This window comes from Prosthecobacter sp., from assembly GCF_044227185.1.
GTDB lineage: Bacteria > Verrucomicrobiota > Verrucomicrobiia > Verrucomicrobiales > Verrucomicrobiaceae > Prosthecobacter.
In genome coordinates, this window is record NZ_JBGAFO010000008.1 from 68,761 (window position 1) to 87,539 (window position 18,779).

The following is an 18,779-nucleotide window of genomic DNA, read 5'->3' on the forward strand; positions in this document are numbered from 1 at the left end:
CTCGCAAACTCACACACTGCGATCCCGCCGGTCGCCTTCGAAGCCACGCTGATGCCGCATCGGCGGCGGGCCCTGCGGGGCGCGTTCGCCCGGGTTCATCGGTGGTGCAAAGTACGGATGGCCGCCTGGCTGCGGACCAGCCCCTGGGCCGTGGTTTCCACCGTTCATGCCGGGCTGCGGCTGGTACTGATGCTGGTGCATCGGCCCCTGGAAGGACTGCGGGCCGGGGCCATGAGGGTGCCCACCGCCCTGCGGCTGTCCAAACGGCTGCAGTCCAGGCCCTTGGTTTCCACCGGGCATACCGGGCTGTGGTTGGTGCTGATGCTGGTGCATGGGTCCCTGAAAAGGCTGCGGGCCCGGGCCGTGATGCTGCCCGCCGCCGAACGCCTGTGGTCCAGGTCCCTGATTCCCGAAATTCATGCCGGGCTGCGGCTGGGGCATGGGACGGTGGAAGTGCTGCGAGTTTGGGCCCGGGTGCTCGCCACCACGCGGCTGTCCGAACTGCTGGGGGCCGGGGCCGCGATGCTGATCAAAGCGCGGCGCAGGACTGCTGCGCGGACTGCCGAATCTCAGATCGTCACGCGGGCCGCCAAACTGCTGCGGCTGCTGGCGGCCGCCAAAGCGACGGCCGAAGCCGCGCCCCATGCCCCTGCCGCCCTGTGCCCCGTGACCACGGCCGCGGTGCATGTGTCCAGGCTGAGGTCCGCCCTGAGGACGGAAGCCCTCACCACCACGCGGTGCTCCAAATGTGCCCGGCTGGGAAAAGGACTGCGGCGCGCGGCCTTCGCTCCGCGGCTGGAAACCACGCTGCCCCTGCCCCTGCGGTGCCGGAGGCTGACGGAAAGCATCACGCCCGCCCATAGGCGGCTGCCCCCTGTGTCCTTCATGCGGGGGATTCACCGGCCCCGGATTTCCCTGCGGCTGCGGGCCACCTCGCTGGGGCTCGGCTCCTGGCTGGCCGTCCATGGGCGGACGGCGAAAGCCCTCGCGTCCATGTCCTGGCCCCTGGTCGGGGGTGCGACCGCGGGCGTCGGGTGGATTCATCGGTCCCGGACCGCCATTGGGCGGTGGATTCACCGGGCCTCGGTCGCGCTGCGGCTCCGCGCCCTCGCGTGGGCCGCGCTGGCCGTCCCGCTGCGGCTCACGGAGATCGCCAGGCTGGGGGCCATTGCCATCACGGCGCTCTTCTGGGCGTGGCTGGGCCGGCGGTCCTGGAGGGGCCGAGGGCATGTCCCTGCGGGGAGCCGCCACCGGAGGAGGCGCGGCGGGGTCAGCAGGCTTGGCGTCCTGGGCCAGCAGAGGGGCGGCGCTGAGGGCCAGCGCCCCGCACAGGCAGGACAATCGGTTGGTCTTTGGTTTCATAGGAGAGTGCTGTTTAGGTTGACTGCGGGAGCTGAAACCCAGTTCGGGAACGAGAGTTTCAATGCCCCAACGCCGCCGCTTCGAGCCCTTGTGTAAAAATCGCGGAGTGGGAGCCTGACAGCACCCACAAACTTCTTCCAGTCACCTGCGGGAAGCCCTCTAAAACAAGGTCCTTTTTTGGTCACTCTGAGCCTTCATTCTCTTTTTTGAGAATCCGGGATTGACGCAATCCTGCGAGCCGTTTAGCTTATTTAACAATCAACCATGCCTCTCACTTCACGAAAATAATATGGCTAAACTAGTAATCATAGACGACGAAGCCGCGATTCTGGAGCTCATGACCAAGCTCTGCAAAGCGGCGGGGCACCAAGTGTTCGGCTGCACCACCGGTATTGATGGCATCGCGGCCATTCGCTCCAACCAGCCCGACCTCGTCATTGTGGACCTCCGCATTGGCGATGTGAACGGCCTCGATCTCGTCAGCATGTGCCGGGACCAGTTCCCCAGCACCGCCGTCATCATGGTCACCGGCCATGGCAGCGTTGAGACCGCCGTGGAGGCCATGCGCCTGGGCGCCTTTGACTACCTCACCAAGCCCTTTGACCTGGGCGACCTCATCAAGACGGTGAACCAGGCGCTGCAGCGCAACGGCATCGCCGCCGCCACGCCTACCAGCATTCCCAGCACCACCCTGCGCTCCGCTTCAGCCTCCAAGCTGATCGGTCACAGCGATGCGATCCAGCGCATTTTTGACATCGTGCGCCGTGTGGCAAACAACGACAGCCCGGTGCTGCTGGAAGGCGAATTTGGCGTGGGCAAGCACATGGTGGCCCGCGCCCTGCATGAGGCCAGCCGCCGCAGCAGCGCCCCCTACAAAGAACTGCAGTGCAGCGCCATGCCGGAAGACGCCCTGGAAACGGAGCTTTTCGGCCAGACGGCCATCTTCAACCGCGCCTCCGGCGGCACCGTGCATCTGGCGGAGGTGAACCAGCTCCCCGCCCGCATCCAGGCCCAGCTTAACACCTTCCTCGATGAGGCGCAGTCCAAGAAAAGCTGGGGCACCGGATCCAGCAGCGGCGACTTCCGCCTGGTGGTCTCCAGCACCGTCTCGCTGGAAGACGCGGTGAAGGCGGGCAAATTCCGCGAGGACCTTTTCTACAAGCTCTCCGTGGTTCCGCTCAAGATCCCGCCGCTGCGCGAGCGCCGCGTGGATGTGAAGCCCCTGGTGGAGCACTTCCTCAAGGACCTGGCCGACCGCACAGACACCAAGCCCAAGACCATCGAGACCAGCGCCATCGAGTTTCTGGAGAAGTACACCTGGCCGGGCAACGTGAGCGAGCTGCGCAACGCCATCGAGCGCGCCTGCGCCTTTGCCGAAAACGACCGCGTGCGCCCCTCCGACCTGCCCACCAAGGTGACGCAGCAGATCGAGGTCCCCACCCCTTCCACCAACGAGGGCATCACCAAGCTGCCCATCGGCTCCACGCTGGACGACTTCATCAAGGGCCAGGAGCGCGCCTTCATTCAGGAAACCCTCAAGTACAACAGCGGCTCCCGCGAGAAGACGGCCAGCATGCTGGGCGTCTCCATCGCCACCCTGTACCGCAAGATGGGGCTGAATGTGGAGCGCAAGACCACCTCATAGGAGGCGGCCGAAGAATTCAGTCAGGGCATGAAGCCGGCCGCAGGGCCGGCTTTGTGTTTTTCGGGGAGCCGCTTCCAGTGCCAACCCGGCTTCCTGCAAGCTGCTTCAACAACTTCAACCAATTCAACGCCGGGGGTGTCCCCGGCCCGACTGGTTGGTAAAAAATGGGCGGTAAAAGATTTTTCCAAACCTCTGGGTCTAAAATCTTTTACCAGCCCTCTGATCCAAGCAATCTGCAGAGCCTCTGCCCCGGACCCGGCCCTCCGGCAGGAGAGGGATCATCCTGATCCCTCAACGCTCCGCGTTCATCCACTGCAACGCCCTCCATGGCTCTCCGCTTTCGAAATGAAGCCAGCCCTCCTTTCAACCGTTGGTGGCACGAAAAATCAAAATCTCAGCGTTCTCCGAATCTCCGCATCGTCCCGGCCCGTTCAGTGTTCTCAGCAGCAATCGTTTCCGAAGGTTGCAGAGCCCCTCCCCTGCGCCCACATTAGAACTTCCCATTCCCCTCCATTTGAGCACCCCCGCTACCATCCTCTACTGCCGCTGTGCCTACGCCCAGGTCGTTCCATCCGGCGTGAAGAACGACGTCCTGCAAAAGCTCTGCGCCTCGGACACCAGCTTTGAAACCGTCTCCGACCTCTGCGAGATGGCCGCCCACCGCGATCCCCGCCTCAAAGCCATCGCATCCTGTGGCAAGCTCCGCATCGCCGCCTGCTACCCCCGCGCCGTGAAGGGCCTCTTCCAGCAGGCGGGCACTCCCCTGCCCGATGATGCGGAGATCCTGAACATGCGCACACAGACGGCGCAGGAGATTGCGGATGCGCTGCTGAGTGCGCCAGCTTTGACCGCTGTTTGACCCTTCTCAAAAAATGACGAAACCAGAGCCGAACGAAGTGAGACAGACGACTGAAAGGAACCCGCAGGGTGAGCGTAGCGAATCAATGAGGAATGACGAATGAAGTTCCAATGACCAAGTTCGAATGCGCGATGACACCGCATTGTCCTTCATGGACACTTCGAGCTTCGTCATTCATTCGTCATTCGCCATTCTGGTTTCGTCATTCCTCCCCCGCCTTGCCCGTCCATTAGCCCCCTAGCTCATCCGATGATCACCCACACCCACCGCCCCCTCCGCGTCGTCCTTTATGAAGGCAGCGGTAGCATCCAGCTTCCCGCCGAGGCGCGTGCCAAGGTCATGATGGCCCTGCTCGACAAAGGTTACACCGTCACCCGCAGCGGCCAGAGCGCCACCACCATGCCGCATGACGAGCGCAGCCTGCTGGTGCTGGGCCTGTTTGAAGGCCGGGCCCCCGCGCTGGAAGACGCCACCGGAAAAGTCGCCATAGACACCCGCGACATCACCGGTCTGGAGCCCGAGGCCATCGTAGCCCTCGTGGACAAATCACGCGGCGAGAAAACCATGAACGAACCCGGCAAGTGGAAGCCCTGGTTCCCCGTCATCGACTACTCCCGCTGCACCAACTGCATGCAGTGCCTCAGCTTCTGCCTCTTCGATGTCTATGGCGTCAGCGACGACAACAAGATCCAGGTGCAAAACAACGACAACTGCAAGACCAACTGCCCCGCCTGCTCCCGCGTCTGCCCGGAAGTCGCCATCATGTTCCCCAAGTATCAGGCCGGCCCCATCAACGGCGACGAGATCAACGAGCAGGAAGCCGGACGCGAGAAGATCAAAGTGGACATCTCCTCCCTCCTCGGCGGCGACATCTACTCCGCCCTCAAAGACCGCAGCGCCGCCGCCAAATCCCGCTTCAGCAAAGAACGCAGCCCCGACAAAGCCCTCGATGAGCGCAAAAAATGCCTCACCAAACTCGTCGGCGACGGCTTCATCCCCGCCGACGTCCTCGCCAGCCTTCCGAGCACGGAAGAGATTTTGAAGAAGGCGGAGATTGCGAAGGCGAAGGCTGCGGCGGCGTTGGCGGCGCAGTAGGTATGACCGTTCGGCCGAGAGATTTTGCCAAATGACTGATGGATACGAAATCGGCGAGATGGAGGAGGACGGAGCGCTTGATGAGCGTTACGCGTTGGTCGCTTGGCTTGAGCAACGCATCGAGAGTTCTCTGAATTCCGCCGGATTTTGTGGCGTGGATATTTCTGGCGTGAGAGCGAATATCGCCATGCTTGCTACCGTCATCGCCCAACATGGGGGAGCGTACCAAATCAGCAAGTCCAATGTTTTAAAATGGGCACAGAGGCTTGATATGCCATTCGTCAACGAAAGCATGTGGGGGTTTACCCCCTGGCCAGAACAAGTGAAAGTGGAGTGGCGGGACGGCTGCAAACACACCGTTGAAAAACTGCTTGCTGTTCTAGAATGAGTTGCCCCCCCGATCACGTTAGGTGACGTCATGCGTCCACTCAATGAGCTGATCAACGAGGCTGAGTCAGCCCTGCCCTTTGTGACTGAAACGGCGCTGAAATGTCCGGGGCGTTGTGCCCTACATCCTGCCTCGTCTGCGGCAGCAGACGTTCTGCATCGCACGCAGGTGACGACTCGGTCGCCCACGGGAGCCATCTCCTATCACACGTGAGGAATTTCAGTACTCGGTGGATGGCTCCGAATTCTAGGCTCCGGCAGCCCAGCGATTCCTCGCACTTTACCAGACTGGAACCTGGACAGATCATCTGGTTTTTATCTAGTGGCAGATGATGTATTCGGCGGTTTTTTTGCGCTGAACGGCGGCGCTCTGGGACCAGATGCCAGCCAGATTTATTACTTCTCGCCTCGGAGCCTTCGATGGGAGGCATTGGAATGCACTTACACCCAATTTTTGATCTGGGCCTGCACTGACTTCGAGGACTTTTACGAAGACATGGCATGGCTAGGTTGCGAGGAGGTCATCTCGCGAATGGCACCTGACCGCTGCCTCTTTTTCTACCCACCGCTTTGGACGGCTGAACGCATGCTTCCACCTACGCATATACGCGATGTGCCAGTCTCCGAGACCTGGGCCTCTCAGCTCTCCGTGGCACGGCAACTCGACGGCTATCCAGCCTGAAAGACATTGAATAACGAAAAGGGCTTTTATTTTGTGGTTCAGCTATGCAGTCGTGCTGAATCTAAGCAGCTGCTTGTGTGTTGTAACCTCGCAAAATGTCATTTACCGACACTTATCCCACGCAATTTCCCATGCCCACCCGCCGCCGTTTCCTCCGCACCTCCGCCCTCGCCCTCGGTTCCTCCGCCTTCGCGCAAACCGCTGCTGCCTCCCAAAAAACCGTCCTCCTCCACTGCGGCTGGGCCACCAAAAACATCGGCGACATCGGTCACACTCCGGGCACGCTCCGCTTCCTGGAGCAATACCTCCCAGAAGCACGCGTCGTGCTGTGGGCGGCAAACACCAATGAAGCGGTGGACGCCATGCTGATGAAGCGGTTTCCGAAACTGGAGATCGTGAAGGGCTATCTTTCCAAAGAAGGCGGCGCGGTGCAGGAAGCGGTGAAGAAGTGCGACTTCTTCCTCCAAGGGCCGGGCATGGGCCAGAGCACCGACTTCATGGCCTTCTGCCAGAAGATCGGCAAGCCCTGGGGCTTGCAGGGGCAGTCGTATTTCCCGGACATGGTCACGGGCAAGGATGCGGAGAAACACATCGCTCTGCTGAACAGCGCGGCCTACATCTACTGCCGCGATTCCAAGACGCTGAAGCTGCTGCAGGACACGGGCGTGAAGCCGCCAGTGCTGGAGTTCGGGCCGGATGGGTGCTTTGGCATCGACGTGCGGGACGATGAGAAGGCGCTGGCGCGAATGAAGAAGCACGGGCTGGAGGAGAAGAAGTTCATCACCATCCAGCTCCGCACGCACTCGCCCAGCAGCCCGGGCGTGGATGACAAGCGACCGCAGAAGCTCAACCCGCTGCACCCGACGCCGGAGAACATCGCCGACGACACCCGCCGCGCGAAGGTTTATCAAGACCTCATCGCCATGTGGGTCAAAGAGACCGGCTTCAAAGTCGTCATCGCCCCCGAGGTGCGGAAGGAGATGGAGTACAACAAAAAGTTCATCTACGACACCCTGCCGGACGATCTGAAACCCTACGTGGTGAACTTCGACGAATTCTGGAACGTGGACGAAGCCTGCTCCTTCTACGCCCGCGCTCACACCGTCATCTGCCACGAGCCGCACACGCCCATCATGGCCCTGGCGATGGGCACGCCGATGATGCACACGTTTTCGGAGTTCCACTCGCCGAAGTGCTGGATGTTCAAGGACATCGGCCTCGAAGAATGGGCCCCCGAATTCGACTCCACCCCCGCCACCAAGATGTTCGATATCCTCATGGGCATCCACAAAGACTACGCAGCCGCACAGGCGAAGGTGAAGAAAGCGATGGCGTTCGTGGAAGAACGGGCGGCGGCGCAGATGAAGGTGCTGAAGGGTGTGATCAAGGCGTGATATCCGGAGAACTTTCTCAGAAGTCCTAACCGCTGATATGACGCTAATCAGACGCTGATAAAGGCATTCCGGAATTCTGCATTAGCGTCATATCAGCGTCTCATCAGCGGTTAAAAGACTCTTCCTGCATTTTTCAAAACGTTCCTATCCAGCCCCCCATTAAGCCAGTGTCATTCTTGTCTGATCTCTCTTCTTCGCCTGCCCGCCGCTGGCTGCTCCCCGGCCTCAGTGGGATCATGGCCGCGCTGACGCTGCAGACATTCTGGCAGGGTGAAGATGCCTGGCACTCGGCGGCTTTGCTCCTCCTCGCCCTGACCGTGGGCTGTGCTGTGTTTGTGTTGATCTGGCTGAAAGGGCTGCTGACGAAGCGTCTGTCCCGGGCGCTTCGTGAAAGCCTTGGACTGGTAGCACTTTTCATCCTGTCATCAGTGGCGGGAAACTCGCTGCGCAAAGCCGACCTGAGACCGACAAAAGAGCGGGTGGAAGCGCTGGCTGGAGCGATCGCCGAGCACCAGCGCTCTCACGGCAAGCTGCCAGATTCTCTCAACGTGATCGAAGGCTCATTGCCCCACTCCTCGCACAAACTGCATGAGATTTCCTACAAGCCGCGACCTGACGGGACTTACACCCTGTTTTTCCAGCCGTCTTGGTACCGCCACGAATACTTCCCGGGCACGCGTTCGTGGGTAATGACGGATTGAAGCTTTGGGTGGCTCTCCAGAACGAGCTGCTGCGAAGCCTCGAAGCGAACCTCTTGACTACTTTGTTTGAGCCGCCTTCAGCGGCTTCACGCGGAACAGGTGCAGGATCACCACAAAGTACAACGGCACGAAGAAGAGACCGAGCAGCGTCGTCGTCACCGCTCCGCCCACAATGCCGGTGCCGATGGCGTTCTGGCTGCCGGAACCCGCGCCGGTATTGATGGCGAGCGGAAGCACGCCGAGGCCGAAGGCGATGGAGGTCATGAGGATGGGGCGCAGGCGCTGGCGGACGGCATGCAGCGCGGCATCGATGAGGGTGGCGCCTTGATCGAAATGCTCCTTGGCGAATTCCACCACGAGGATGGCGTTTTTGGCGGAGAGGCCGATGATGGTGATGAGGCCGATCTGGAAGTAGATGTCATTGGGCATGCCGCGCCACTGTGTGGCGGCGACGACGCCCAGCGCTCCCAGCGGCATGTCCATCATCACCGAGAACGGGATGGCCCAGCTTTCATACAGCGCCGCCAGGCAGAGGAAGACCATGAGCAGCGCGATGATGTAGAGCTGAGCGGATTTGGAGCCTGAGAGCTGCTCTTCATAGGAGAGGCCCGCCCAGGCGACGCCAATGCCAGGAGGCAGCGTTTTCGCCAGGCGCTCGATCTCCTTGATGGCCTCGCCGGAGCTGTGGCCGGGGGCGGGTTCGCCGAGGATGGAGAGCGAGGGCGAGCCATTGAAGCGCTCCAGCTTGGGCGAGCCCATTTTCCAGGAGGCGTTGGTGAAGGCGGAGAAAGGCACCATGCCTCCCTGGAGATTGCGCACATACCAGCGGTTGATGTCTTCCGGCAGCATGCGGAAAGGGGCGTCCCCCTGCATCATCACGCGTTTCACGCGGTTCTTGTCGATGAAGTCATTGACGTAGGTGGAGCCGAGGACGGTGCTGATGGTGGCATTGATGTCGGCCAGAGAGAGGCCCAGCGCGCTGGCTTTTTCCTTATCGACCTCGATCTGGTAAACTGAGGTGTCGGCAAGACCGTTGGGACGCACGGAGGCGAGAATGGGATTCTTCATCGACATGCCGAGAAGCTGGCCCTGGGCCTCCATCAGCGCGTCGTGCCCGAGTCCGCCGAGATCGACGAGCCGCATGTCAAAGCCGGTCGCCGTACCGAGCTCCAGCACCGCAGGCGGAGCAAAGGCAAAGGCCATGGCCTCTTTGATCTGCATGAATTTGGCCATGGCGCGCCCGTGGATGGCCTTCACTTTCTGCGAGGGAAGCTTGCGCTCCTCCCAGGGCTTGAGCTTCACAAACATGAGCACCTGGTTCTGCGCGTTGCCGCTGAAGCTGAAGCCAAGAACTCCGAAACCGCCTTCGACCACGTCCTTCTCCTCTTCGAAGAAATGCTTCTCCATTTTCTTCAGCACGTCATCCGCCTGCTCGCGAGTGGAGCCGGGCGGAAGCTGGGCCATGGCGAAGAGCACGCCGGTGTCTTCGTCTGGCAGGAAGCCGGTGGGCGCGCGCTCGAAGAGAAAAACCACGGCGGCGGCGATGGCCGCATACGGAATGAGCGCGAGCACGTAGTGCTTCAGGAACTTCCCCACAGCGTAAGCATAGCCGTCCGCCGTACGCTCAAAGGCGCGGTTGAACCAGCCGAACGGACCGCGCTTGTTGATGCCATGATCCTTGGGCACCGGCTTGAGCAGGGTGGCGCAGAGCGCGGGCGTGAGAATCAAAGCCACGAGCACGGAGAGCGTCACGGAACTGACAATGATCAGCGAGAACTGCCGGTAGATGACACCGCTGGAGCCGGTGAAGAAGGCCATGGGTACAAAAGCCGCGCTGAGCACCAGGCCGATGCCCACGAGCGCGCCGCTGATCTGGTCCATGGACTTGCGCGTGGCCTCCTTCGGCGGCAGGCCTTCCTCCTGCATCACGCGCTCCACGTTTTCGACCACAACGATGGCGTCATCCACCAGCAGCCCGATGGCGAGCACGAGACCGAAGAGGGTGAGTGTATTGATGGAATACCCGGCTGCCGCCATGACACCAAAAGTGCCGAGCAGCACCACCGGCACGGCGATGGTGGGGATGAGCGTGGCGCGCCAGCTTTGCAGGAAGACAAACATCACCACAAACACGAGAATGATGGCCTCGATGAGCGTCTTCACCACCTCCTTCACCGAGATGCGCACGAACTGCGTGGTGTCGTAGGGGTAGATGGCCTTCACGCCCGGCGGGAAGAACTGGGAGAGTTCCTCCACCTTCTTCTTCACGATGTTCACCGTCTCCAGCGCATTGGCGCCCAGCGCGGGACGGATGGCCATGCCGCTGGCCGGCATGCCGTTGTAGCGCGCCATGACGTTGTAGGATTCACTGCCCAGCTCCGTGCGCGCGACATCACGCAGGAAGACGCGCGAGCCATCCTGGCTCACGCGCAGGAGGATGTCGCCAAACTGCTCCGGCGTCTGCAGGCGGCTCTGCGCCATGACGGTGGCATTGAGCAGCTGGCCCTGCGTGGCGGGAAGAGCCCCGAGCGCACCGGCGGAGACCTGCGCATTCTGCGCGCGCACAGCAGCGATGACTTCATTGGTGGAAAGCTGGTACTTCGTCAGCTTGTCGGGGTCCAGCCAGATGCGCATGGCATACTGGGTGCCGAAGGCCTGGATCTCCCCCACACCCTGCAGACGGCTGATGGGATCGCGCATCACACTCGCATTGTAGTCGGCGAGGTCGGTGTTGCTCATGCTGCCGTCCGTGGAGATGAGGCCGACGACGATGAGGAAATTGCGCACGGATTTGTTCACCTGCACCCCCTGCTGCTGCACTTCCAGCGGCAGAGAGGGGATGGCCAGCGCCACCTTGTTCTGCACCTGCACCTGCGCGGTGTCGGCATTGGCCTCGCCATCAAAAGTGACGGTGATGGTGGCGGTGCCGTCCGAGGTGCTGGAGGCCTCGATGTAGCGCAGATGGTCGATGCCGTTGAGCTTCTGCTCAATGACCTGCGTCACCGTATCTTCCAGCGTTTTCGCGGATGCGCCCGGATAAGTGGCGATGATGGCGATCGTGGGCGGCGCGATGCTGGGATACTGCGCAATGGGCAGCGTCTCAATGGAGAGCGCGCCCGCCAGCATGATGATGATGGCGATGACCCACGCGAACACGGGCCTGTCGATGAAAAAGCGTGACATCGTGAATTACTTGGCGGGGGCGGACGGCGCGGGGGTTTTGGAAGGAGGCTGCGCGGGCTCTGATGCCGCAGGCGCCGGGGTCTGGGGAGCCACCTTGACCTCGACTCCCGGACGGATTTTTTGCAGGTTGTTGATGATGAGCTGATCCCCTGGCTTCAGCCCGGAGGCGACCAGCCACTGATTGCCCACGGCGCGCGGCGTCTCCAGCACACGCAGCTCCACCTTGTTTTCCGCGCCCACGACCATCGCCGTCGGCTCGCCCTTTGAATTGCGGCTCACGGCGAGCTGCGGCACCAGGATGGCGTCCGGTGTAGTTCCTTCCTCCAGGCGCGCGCGCACAAACATGCCCGGAAGCAGGTCGCCACGGGGATTGGGGAAGACCGCGCGCACGGTCACGGAATTGGTCAGCGTGTTCACGGTCACGTCCGCCACTTCCAGCTTTCCCTCCTCGGGGTAGATGTCGCCGTTTTCATGCACCAGCTTCACGGGCGGCTGGCCGGAGGCGTCCGCCTTGAGCCTGCCGCTGGCGATGGCCTTCCGCAGCCGCAGCAGGTCGCTGCTGGGCTGGTTCACATCCACATACACACGGTCAAGCTGCTGCACGATGGTGAGCAGCGTGGCCTGATCTGTGCGCACATAAGCGCCCTCCGTCACCTGGGAGATGCCGATGCGGCCAGTGATGGGTGCGGTCACCTTGGTGTAGTCCAGGTTGATCTTCGCGGTTTTCACGGCGGCCTTGCCCAGAAGCACCTCGGCCTGGTTCACGCGCTGGCTGCCGGAAGCCTCGTCGTAGTCCTGTTTGCTGACCGCGTGGGAACCAATGAGAGACTGCATGCGGTTCAGCTTCAACTGCGCCGAGTTCAGGCTGGCCTCGGCACGCGCCAGCGTCCCCTGGGCGCTTTCGTACTGGGCCTCATACTGGGCGGGGTCGATCTCATAAAGCACCTGTCCCTCCTTCACATCGCTGCCTTCTTTGAAAAGACGCTTCAGCACGATGCCGCTGACACGCGCGCGCACCTCCGCCACGCGAATGGCCGAAATGCGCCCCGGCAGATCCTGCGTGAGTGTCACCGGCGTCTGCTTGATCACCAGCACGCCGACTTCCATGACCGGCGGCGGGCCGGGCGGCGCGGGAGGAGGACCGGAGGGATTTTTCCCACAGCTCACGAGGCCCAGTGCCAGTGCAGCCAGGGAATGCTTCAAAAATGTCTTCATGCTCAAGGAATTCGTTTTCTGCGCCCATGTGGACGCCGCTGATCTCACGCAGCCCCGTCCATACAAGCAACCAACGAATCTGCCAACTTTGAGCTGCGTCTGATTTAAACCAGCGCCAGCCGCCACAGAAAGGCGGGAAAATCTCACTACGCGAACCGTGCGTGCACACGGCAGCTCCGCGTGCCTCATGCCCGCACCACCACCCGCGCATCCAGCGCCATCACACCCTCAGGCGTCGCGAGGAGAGGATTGATGTCGAGTTCCACAATGCGCCGCTCGTGCTGCACGAGCCGTGCAAACTGCACCAGCGCATCATCCAGCGCGGCCAGATCCGCCGCGGGCTGGCCGCGTACGCCCTGCAATACCCGCGCAATTTTCGTCCGTCCCACCCAGCGCCGTGCCAGCGCATGATTCAGTGGCGGCAGCGCCAGTGCGTGATCCTTCAGCACCTCCACCAGAACACCACCGGCGCCGATGAGGAGCACCGGCCCAAACTGCGCGTCCGTGCTGGCTCCAAGAATGAGTTCGGTGCCCCGCTGCGTGATCATGCGCTGCACGGTCACGCCTTCAAAAGCGGCCAGGCCATGAAGGCGCGTCACGTTCTCACGGATCAGCCGCCAGGCCTGCCGCACTGCGGTGGCGTTCAGGAGATTGAGCTGCACTCCACCGCAGTCGCTTTTGTGCGTGATGGTGGGGGAGAGCAGCTTCACCACCACGGGATAACCCAGCGCCTCCGCCGCGGCGGCGGCCGCTTCTTCATCATAGGCCGCGCGCGTCTCCACCACCGGGATGCCGGCCACCTGCAGTAGTTGCTTGGCCTCCTGCTCGTTCATCAAAGTACGCCCGCTTTTCAGCACGGTGTCGATCATGCCGGCGACAAGCGGCGGAGCCTCCACATCATCATCGTCGGCATGCGCGCTGAGAGTTTCGCTGAGCCAGACCCGCCGCAGACGGTGCTCGCGCATGCGCACAAAGGCCTCCGCTGCTTCGTCAGGGTAGTCATAGGTGGGAACACCTGCCGCATTGAGAATGCCGCGCCCCTCCTGCACACTCTGCGCGCCCATCCAGCTCGCCAGCAGGGGCTTGCTCAGATCACTCACCATCCGCGCCACCTCGCGCGCGGTTTCAGCGGGATTCGTCATGGCCTGCGGAGTCAGAATGGCCAGCACACCGTCCACACCCGGGTCCGCCACCACCAGGCGCAGGGCCTTGGCAAAGCGCTGCGCATCCGCATCGCCCAGCACATCGACGGGATTGTGGTGGCTCCAGCTCGCGGGCAGCAGAGTGTTCAGCTCAGTCAGGGTCTGCTGCGAAAGTTCGGCCAGCTCTCCCTGCCCCAGCACCAGGGCATCCGTCGCCAGGGCGGCGGGGCCGCCCGCGTTGGTCACGATCGCGAGCCGGCGCCCCGCAGGCAGCGGCTGCTTCGCCAGCACCTCGGCCATGTCAAAGAGCTCTTCGATGCGCTCCACACGCAGCACGCCGCTCTGGCGCAGCGCCGCGTCCAGCACGGCGTCACTGCCGGTCATGGCTCCGGTGTGCGAAGCCGCCGCGCGCGAGGCCTCCGCCGTGCGCCCCACCTTGATCACCACGATGGGTTTCTGCGCCGCCACGGCCCGCGCCGCCGCCAGAAACGCCGCCGCATCATCTCCCACGGACTCCATGTAGATCACGATGCTCTGCGTCTGCGGATCATCGCCGAAATGCCGGATCAAATCTCCCCAGCCCACATCGGCCATGGCACCGGTGGAAACGAAGGCGCTGAAACCCACATGCTGATCATGGCTCCAGTCCAGGATGGCCGTGCACAATGCGCCGCTCTGGCTCAGGAAGGCCACCCGTCCCGGCCGCGCCATGCTGCTGGCAAAGGTGGCGTTCAGTCCGGAGTGCGGATTCATGAGGCCGAGGCAGTTCGGGCCGATCAGGCGCACGCCGTGCCGGAGCGCCGCGTTCTTCGCCTCTGCCTCCCGTTTCGCGCCTTCCGCGCCCGTTTCCTTGAAGCCCGCCGAGATCACCACCACGGCCTTCACTCCCGCGGCGCCTGCTTCTTCGACCAGCCCCGGCACGGTGGCCGCGGGCGTGACGATGATCGCCAGCTCAGGCACTTCCGGCAGCGCGGTGATGTGCGCATGACACTTCACGCCGCACACTTCCGACCGCCTGGCATTCACGGGAAAAACGGTGCCGGAAAAGCTGCGCAGATTGTCCCAGATCGCACGGCCGACACTGCCCGCGCGTTCCGTGGCGCCGATGAGGGCAATGCTGCGTGGCTGGAAGAAGGAGGCGAGAGACATGCCAGACTCTACGAATGGAGCAGGTGCTGTCTCGGCCCAGATTGCGCATTGTTGCGAACATTCTGGCGGCAGCGCTCCCCGAATGGCTCCGCTGCAACATGGCGGCTCCTCCATCGTTGTGGCGGCATGATCAAACTCCCCTGCCCCGCCCTAGCTTCTCTTTTCATTTCAGCGCTGAGCCTTTGGCCCCTGGCTCAGGCCGCCGAACCTCTCGCGCAGGATCATGTGGTGGTCTGGCACAATCCGGATCCCGAATACTATGTGGAGGGCCCCGGGCTGGCACGCATGGATGACGGCACGCTCATCGCCGCCGTGCCGGTGGTGCCGCGGGAAAAGTGGAGCGAGGAGCGCCGCGCGGAGCACAGCGTCACCCACATGCTGCGCAGCAGCGACGGCGGCAAAACCTGGCAGCACACCGCCGACCTGCCCTACTACTCCGCCGCGCCGTGGGTGCATGCCGGCAAACTGTACCTCTTCACCAACAAGGCGGGCCTCGGCAAAAAGCGCAATGCCGACCTGCTGCTGCTGCGCAGCGATGACGCCGGCAAGACATGGTCCACTCCTGTGACGCTTTTCACCGGCTATTACTGGAACTGCCACACAGGCATGGTGCAAAACGAGAAACACATCTACTGGGCCACTGATGACATGAGCTTTGGCATGCGGCGCGGCCCACGCCTCATCGCGGGAGATCTGACGGGCGACCCCATGAACCCAAAGGCCTGGCGCATCTCCGAGCCCGTGACCTATCCCGGCACGCCGGAAGGTCTCTACGATCCCAAGTTCACCAGCATGCCGGATCAGTTTCTCGAAGCCAATGTGATCGAGGTGCAGGGCCGCCTGCGCCTGCTCGCGGTGACGAAGATCAAGCGTCCGACCGTCGCGGGTCTGTGCACCGTGTTTGATGCGACGGACGACGGCACCAAGCTGGAGCTGAAGTTCACCCAGTTCAGCGCCATGCCAGGCGGCCAGCTCAAATTCTGCGTACTGCGGGACGAGCCCTCCCGGCTTTTCTGGTGCACGGCCAATCTCGTGGCGGACAGCCAGGACATCTTCGGCTGGCAGGCGGAGGCGCGGAAGAAAGACCGAATGAAGCCCAGCGCCAACGACCGCCGCTTTCTCATGCTGCAATATAGCATCGATGGACTGAACTGGTTCCCCGCAGGCTGCATCGCGCAGGCGCCCAAGATCTCCCAGTCCTTCATGTATGCACGCCCCGTGGTGGACGGCGATGACCTCGCCATCATCGCCCGCTCCAGCATCAAGGCGCCGAACCAGCACGATGCAGACACCGCCACGTTTCACCGCGTGAAAGATTTCCGGAAGCTCGCACTGAAGCTGGTGCCGGAAAAGGAGTGAGCTACTCCCCCCCCGCGCAGCAGGAGCCGCACTCGGTGTAGCAGTCGTCGCAGATAAGCTCCTCGCCAAACCTCGCCGCTCCCGGCCTGCCACAGCGTTCGCAGGCAGCTTGCGGCGTCTCGTTTGCTGCGCTGGTTGTCTCATCACTCATGCGTCATCTTCTTCTCGGCCTCCTCATCGCGCAAATCGCCTTTGCACAAAACAACGATCCTTTTCCCACGCCGCCGGATCAGAAAGGTCTGCAGGTCCAGATGGTGGAGGATGCGCTGGCGCTGGGCATTCACCATGCGGGCATCAATGTGAACCTCACCGCGTTATTTGATGCAAAAGCATCCAAACCGGAGACGCGTGAGTTTGTCTTCAATCAAAACTATCTCACTGCGCTGGACCGTCAGATCAAACCGCTCTCCGACAAAGGCGTCGTTGTTTACCTCATCCTCATCGCCTACCCCTCAAAGACCCCGGCCATCGACGCGGTGGTGCTGCATCCCGGACACCGCAAGGACTGCAAGTTCAGCGTCGGCGCGGTGAACACCGCCAGCGGTTATCTCGACGCGGTGATAAACCTGCTGGCGGAGCGCTGGAGCGGAGCGCACCCGGAGCATGGCCGCGTGTGGGGCTGGATCATTGGCAACGAGGTGAACTCGCACTTCCTCTGGAACAACATGGGGCTCGTGCGGCTGGAGACCGCCGCCAGCGAATATGAGAAAGCCTTCCGCATCATGCACAGCGCCATCCGCAGGCATTCGCAAAACGCCCGCACCTACCTCTCCTCCGACCATCACTGGAGCAGCAGCATGCACAACGTCAGCCCGCAGGAGGCCACGCCCGGACGCGACTTCCTCGACACTTTCGCACGTCTGGTGCGTGAGCGTGGCGACTTCGACTGGCATGTGGCCTGGCACCCCTATCCCGAAGACCTCGGCAATCCGCGCGCATGGGCGGATAAAACCGTCACCCATGATGACAACACCAACAAAGTCACTTTTAAAAATCTCGAAGTGCTGCCGCGGCATCTCGCCAAAACAGAATTGCTTTATCAGAACAAACCACGCCGCATCATTCTCAGCGAGCAGGGATTCCACACGCTGCCCACGCCGGATGGCGAGAAGCTCCAGGCCGCCGCCTACGCCTATGCCTGGGAGAAGATTCAGGCCCTCCCCACGGTCGATGCCTTCATTTATCATCGCCATGTGGATCATGCCCACGAGGGCGGCCTACGTCTGGGCCTGTGGCGCAATGCGCCAAACTCCGTGGCCGATCCATTCAGCAAAAAAGTCATTTACGAACTCTTTCAAAAAGCGGGCACACCGGCATGGCGCACCGCGGCAGATGCCCTGCTGCCCATGACGGGCCTGAAGACGTGGGCGCAGCCTGAGAAGTGATACGAATGTCGCAGATGAACACACATCTGTGCGAAGCACAGGCGCGGCGCCCGCGGATGGCACGCATGCTGCACAGGCATCCTGCCAGCACCTTCTGAAGATTGATTCATTCAACCCTTTCATCCCGCCTTGTGTCTTCACTTCATTCTGCCCTCCCGTTTTTACTCCATAAATGAACTCCTGCGCACCGCTTTGGTTCGTATTCAGTTCATGAACGATCTCTTGCGTTTGCCATCCGTGACGGCAGGCGGCAGAACCGGAACGCCTGCCGCGCCCGCAGTCGATGAAACCCATTGTTGAAATGCTCTCCCCTCTGGCCGCCGCCGAACCGGTGGTCTGCGAGGTCGTGCGCGGCAAAGACTTCGGCTGTGTCTGGCACTACCACCCGGAGTGTGAGATCACCCTCGTCCTGCAAGGCGGGAGCGAACGGCTGGTGGGAAACAACATCTCCCCGCTCACACCCGGCGACCTCGTCCTCATCGGCTCCAATGTGCCGCATGACTACCGCAACCACCCCCAGCCCGGCAGACCGGCCACGGGGGTGGAGGCCATCGTGGTGCAGTTCATGCCGCAGCTTCCCGGGCATGAGGACTGGCTGCAGCGCTCTTCCATGAAGCCTATCCGCCACCTGTTCCAGCGTTCCGGACAGGGTCTTGAGGTCACGGGCATCACCCGGCTCACAGCCACGCGCATGGTCCAGCAGATGCTGCATGAGCACGGCATGAAGCGGGTCATCTCCCTGCTTCAGCTTCTCGATCTCCTCTCCCATTCCGAAGAGCTCCGTGAAATCTCCTCCCCCGTCATGCCCCAGCCGCGTCCTGGCGCGTCCGACCGCGTCGGCGTGGCCTGCGAATACATTGCCTCCCATCTGCCCGAGCCCATTTATGTGGCCGACCTCGCGGCCATCGTGGGCCTGGGAAAAAGCGCCTTCAGCCGCCTGTTTAAAAAGAGCACAGGGCGCACGGTGCCGCAGTATGTGAATGAGCTGCGCATCGCGCGCGCCTGTCTTCTGCTGGCCGAGACGGATCTCACGGTCAGCCAGATCGCCATGGACTGCGGCTTTGTTTCACCGGCGCATTTCCAGCGCCAGTTCAGAGAGCATCAGCACTGCGTGCCTCTGGTTTATCGCAGCCGGGTGATGCGGTCGTCCTGAGTTTGTTCCGCTTGGTCTGCGGCTTTGCCGGGCCATGGCCTCAGTTTTCTTGCTGCTGCCCGGATGCC

13 protein-coding genes and 1 pseudogene are annotated in these 18,779 nt (G+C 62.2%); 10 read left to right on the top strand and 4 right to left on the bottom strand.

The genetic code is table 11. The features are described 5' to 3' along the window. Positions 1–9: 9 nt before the first annotated feature. Positions 10–1,362 (bottom strand): hypothetical protein, encoded by a 1,353-nt coding sequence (locus ACILSQ_RS18985; protein WP_395745227.1) that lies wholly within the window; start codon positions 1,360–1,362, stop codon positions 10–12. Positions 1,363–1,651: 289 nt separating this feature from the next. Here ACILSQ_RS18985 and ACILSQ_RS18990 point away from each other — a divergent pair, with 289 nt between their 5' ends. From ACILSQ_RS18990 to ACILSQ_RS19020, 7 genes and pseudogenes are all read left to right on the top strand, one after another. Continuing rightward, a complete protein-coding gene (locus tag ACILSQ_RS18990; RefSeq protein ID WP_395745228.1) occupies positions 1,652–3,007 on the top strand; it encodes a sigma-54-dependent transcriptional regulator in 1,356 nt (451 codons plus the stop codon). Positions 3,008–3,521: 514 nt separating this feature from the next. After that, a complete protein-coding gene (locus ACILSQ_RS18995) occupies positions 3,522–3,866 on the top strand; it encodes a hypothetical protein (protein ID WP_395745229.1) in 345 nt (114 codons plus the stop codon). A gap of 249 nt (positions 3,867–4,115) precedes the next feature. Beyond that, on the top strand, positions 4,116–4,961 hold the full coding sequence (locus ACILSQ_RS19000) for a ferredoxin family protein (RefSeq protein WP_395745230.1): 846 nt from the start codon (positions 4,116–4,118) through the stop codon (positions 4,959–4,961). Between the two features lie 31 nt (positions 4,962–4,992). Continuing rightward, positions 4,993–5,349: a hypothetical protein gene (locus ACILSQ_RS19005; protein WP_395745231.1), complete on the top strand. Its 357-nt coding sequence runs from the start codon at positions 4,993–4,995 to the stop codon at positions 5,347–5,349. Between the two features lie 30 nt (positions 5,350–5,379). Next, positions 5,380–6,030 (top strand): annotated as a pseudogene (locus ACILSQ_RS19010) (DUF2625 family protein). A 131-nt stretch (positions 6,031–6,161) separates the two neighbouring features. Then, the gene (locus ACILSQ_RS19015) at positions 6,162–7,424 is read left to right on the top strand and encodes a polysaccharide pyruvyl transferase family protein (RefSeq protein ID WP_395745232.1); all 1,263 of its coding nucleotides are present in this window, start codon (positions 6,162–6,164) and stop codon (positions 7,422–7,424) included. A 176-nt stretch (positions 7,425–7,600) separates the two neighbouring features. Then, positions 7,601–8,125, top strand: a complete 525-nt coding sequence (locus ACILSQ_RS19020) for a hypothetical protein (RefSeq protein WP_395745233.1) — start codon at positions 7,601–7,603, stop codon at positions 8,123–8,125. 57 nt (positions 8,126–8,182) lie between these two features. Here ACILSQ_RS19020 and ACILSQ_RS19025 read toward each other — a convergent pair whose 3' ends face one another. The 3 genes from ACILSQ_RS19025 to ACILSQ_RS19035 all read right to left on the bottom strand — a co-directional run bounded on the left by ACILSQ_RS19025 (position 8,183) and on the right by ACILSQ_RS19035 (position 14,814). Further along, positions 8,183–11,308, bottom strand: a complete 3,126-nt coding sequence (locus ACILSQ_RS19025) for an efflux RND transporter permease subunit (protein ID WP_395745234.1) — start codon at positions 11,306–11,308, stop codon at positions 8,183–8,185. Positions 11,309–11,314: 6 nt separating this feature from the next. After that, complete coding sequence (locus tag ACILSQ_RS19030; protein WP_395745235.1) at positions 11,315–12,523, bottom strand: efflux RND transporter periplasmic adaptor subunit; 1,209 nt, start codon at positions 12,521–12,523, stop codon at positions 11,315–11,317. 185 nt (positions 12,524–12,708) lie between these two features. Beyond that, positions 12,709–14,814, bottom strand: coding sequence for an acetate--CoA ligase family protein (locus tag ACILSQ_RS19035; protein ID WP_395745236.1), 2,106 nt, complete (start codon positions 14,812–14,814; stop codon positions 12,709–12,711). A gap of 126 nt (positions 14,815–14,940) precedes the next feature. Here ACILSQ_RS19035 and ACILSQ_RS19040 point away from each other — a divergent pair, with 126 nt between their 5' ends. The 3 genes from ACILSQ_RS19040 to ACILSQ_RS19050 all read left to right on the top strand — a co-directional run bounded on the left by ACILSQ_RS19040 (position 14,941) and on the right by ACILSQ_RS19050 (position 18,711). Then, complete coding sequence (locus tag ACILSQ_RS19040; RefSeq protein WP_395745237.1) at positions 14,941–16,173, top strand: hypothetical protein; 1,233 nt, start codon at positions 14,941–14,943, stop codon at positions 16,171–16,173. 149 nt (positions 16,174–16,322) lie between these two features. Then, the gene (locus tag ACILSQ_RS19045; RefSeq protein ID WP_395745238.1) at positions 16,323–17,558 is read left to right on the top strand and encodes a DUF5722 domain-containing protein; all 1,236 of its coding nucleotides are present in this window, start codon (positions 16,323–16,325) and stop codon (positions 17,556–17,558) included. A gap of 283 nt (positions 17,559–17,841) precedes the next feature. Continuing rightward, on the top strand, positions 17,842–18,711 hold the full coding sequence (locus ACILSQ_RS19050; protein WP_395745239.1) for a helix-turn-helix domain-containing protein: 870 nt from the start codon (positions 17,842–17,844) through the stop codon (positions 18,709–18,711). Positions 18,712–18,779 lie beyond the last annotated feature (68 nt).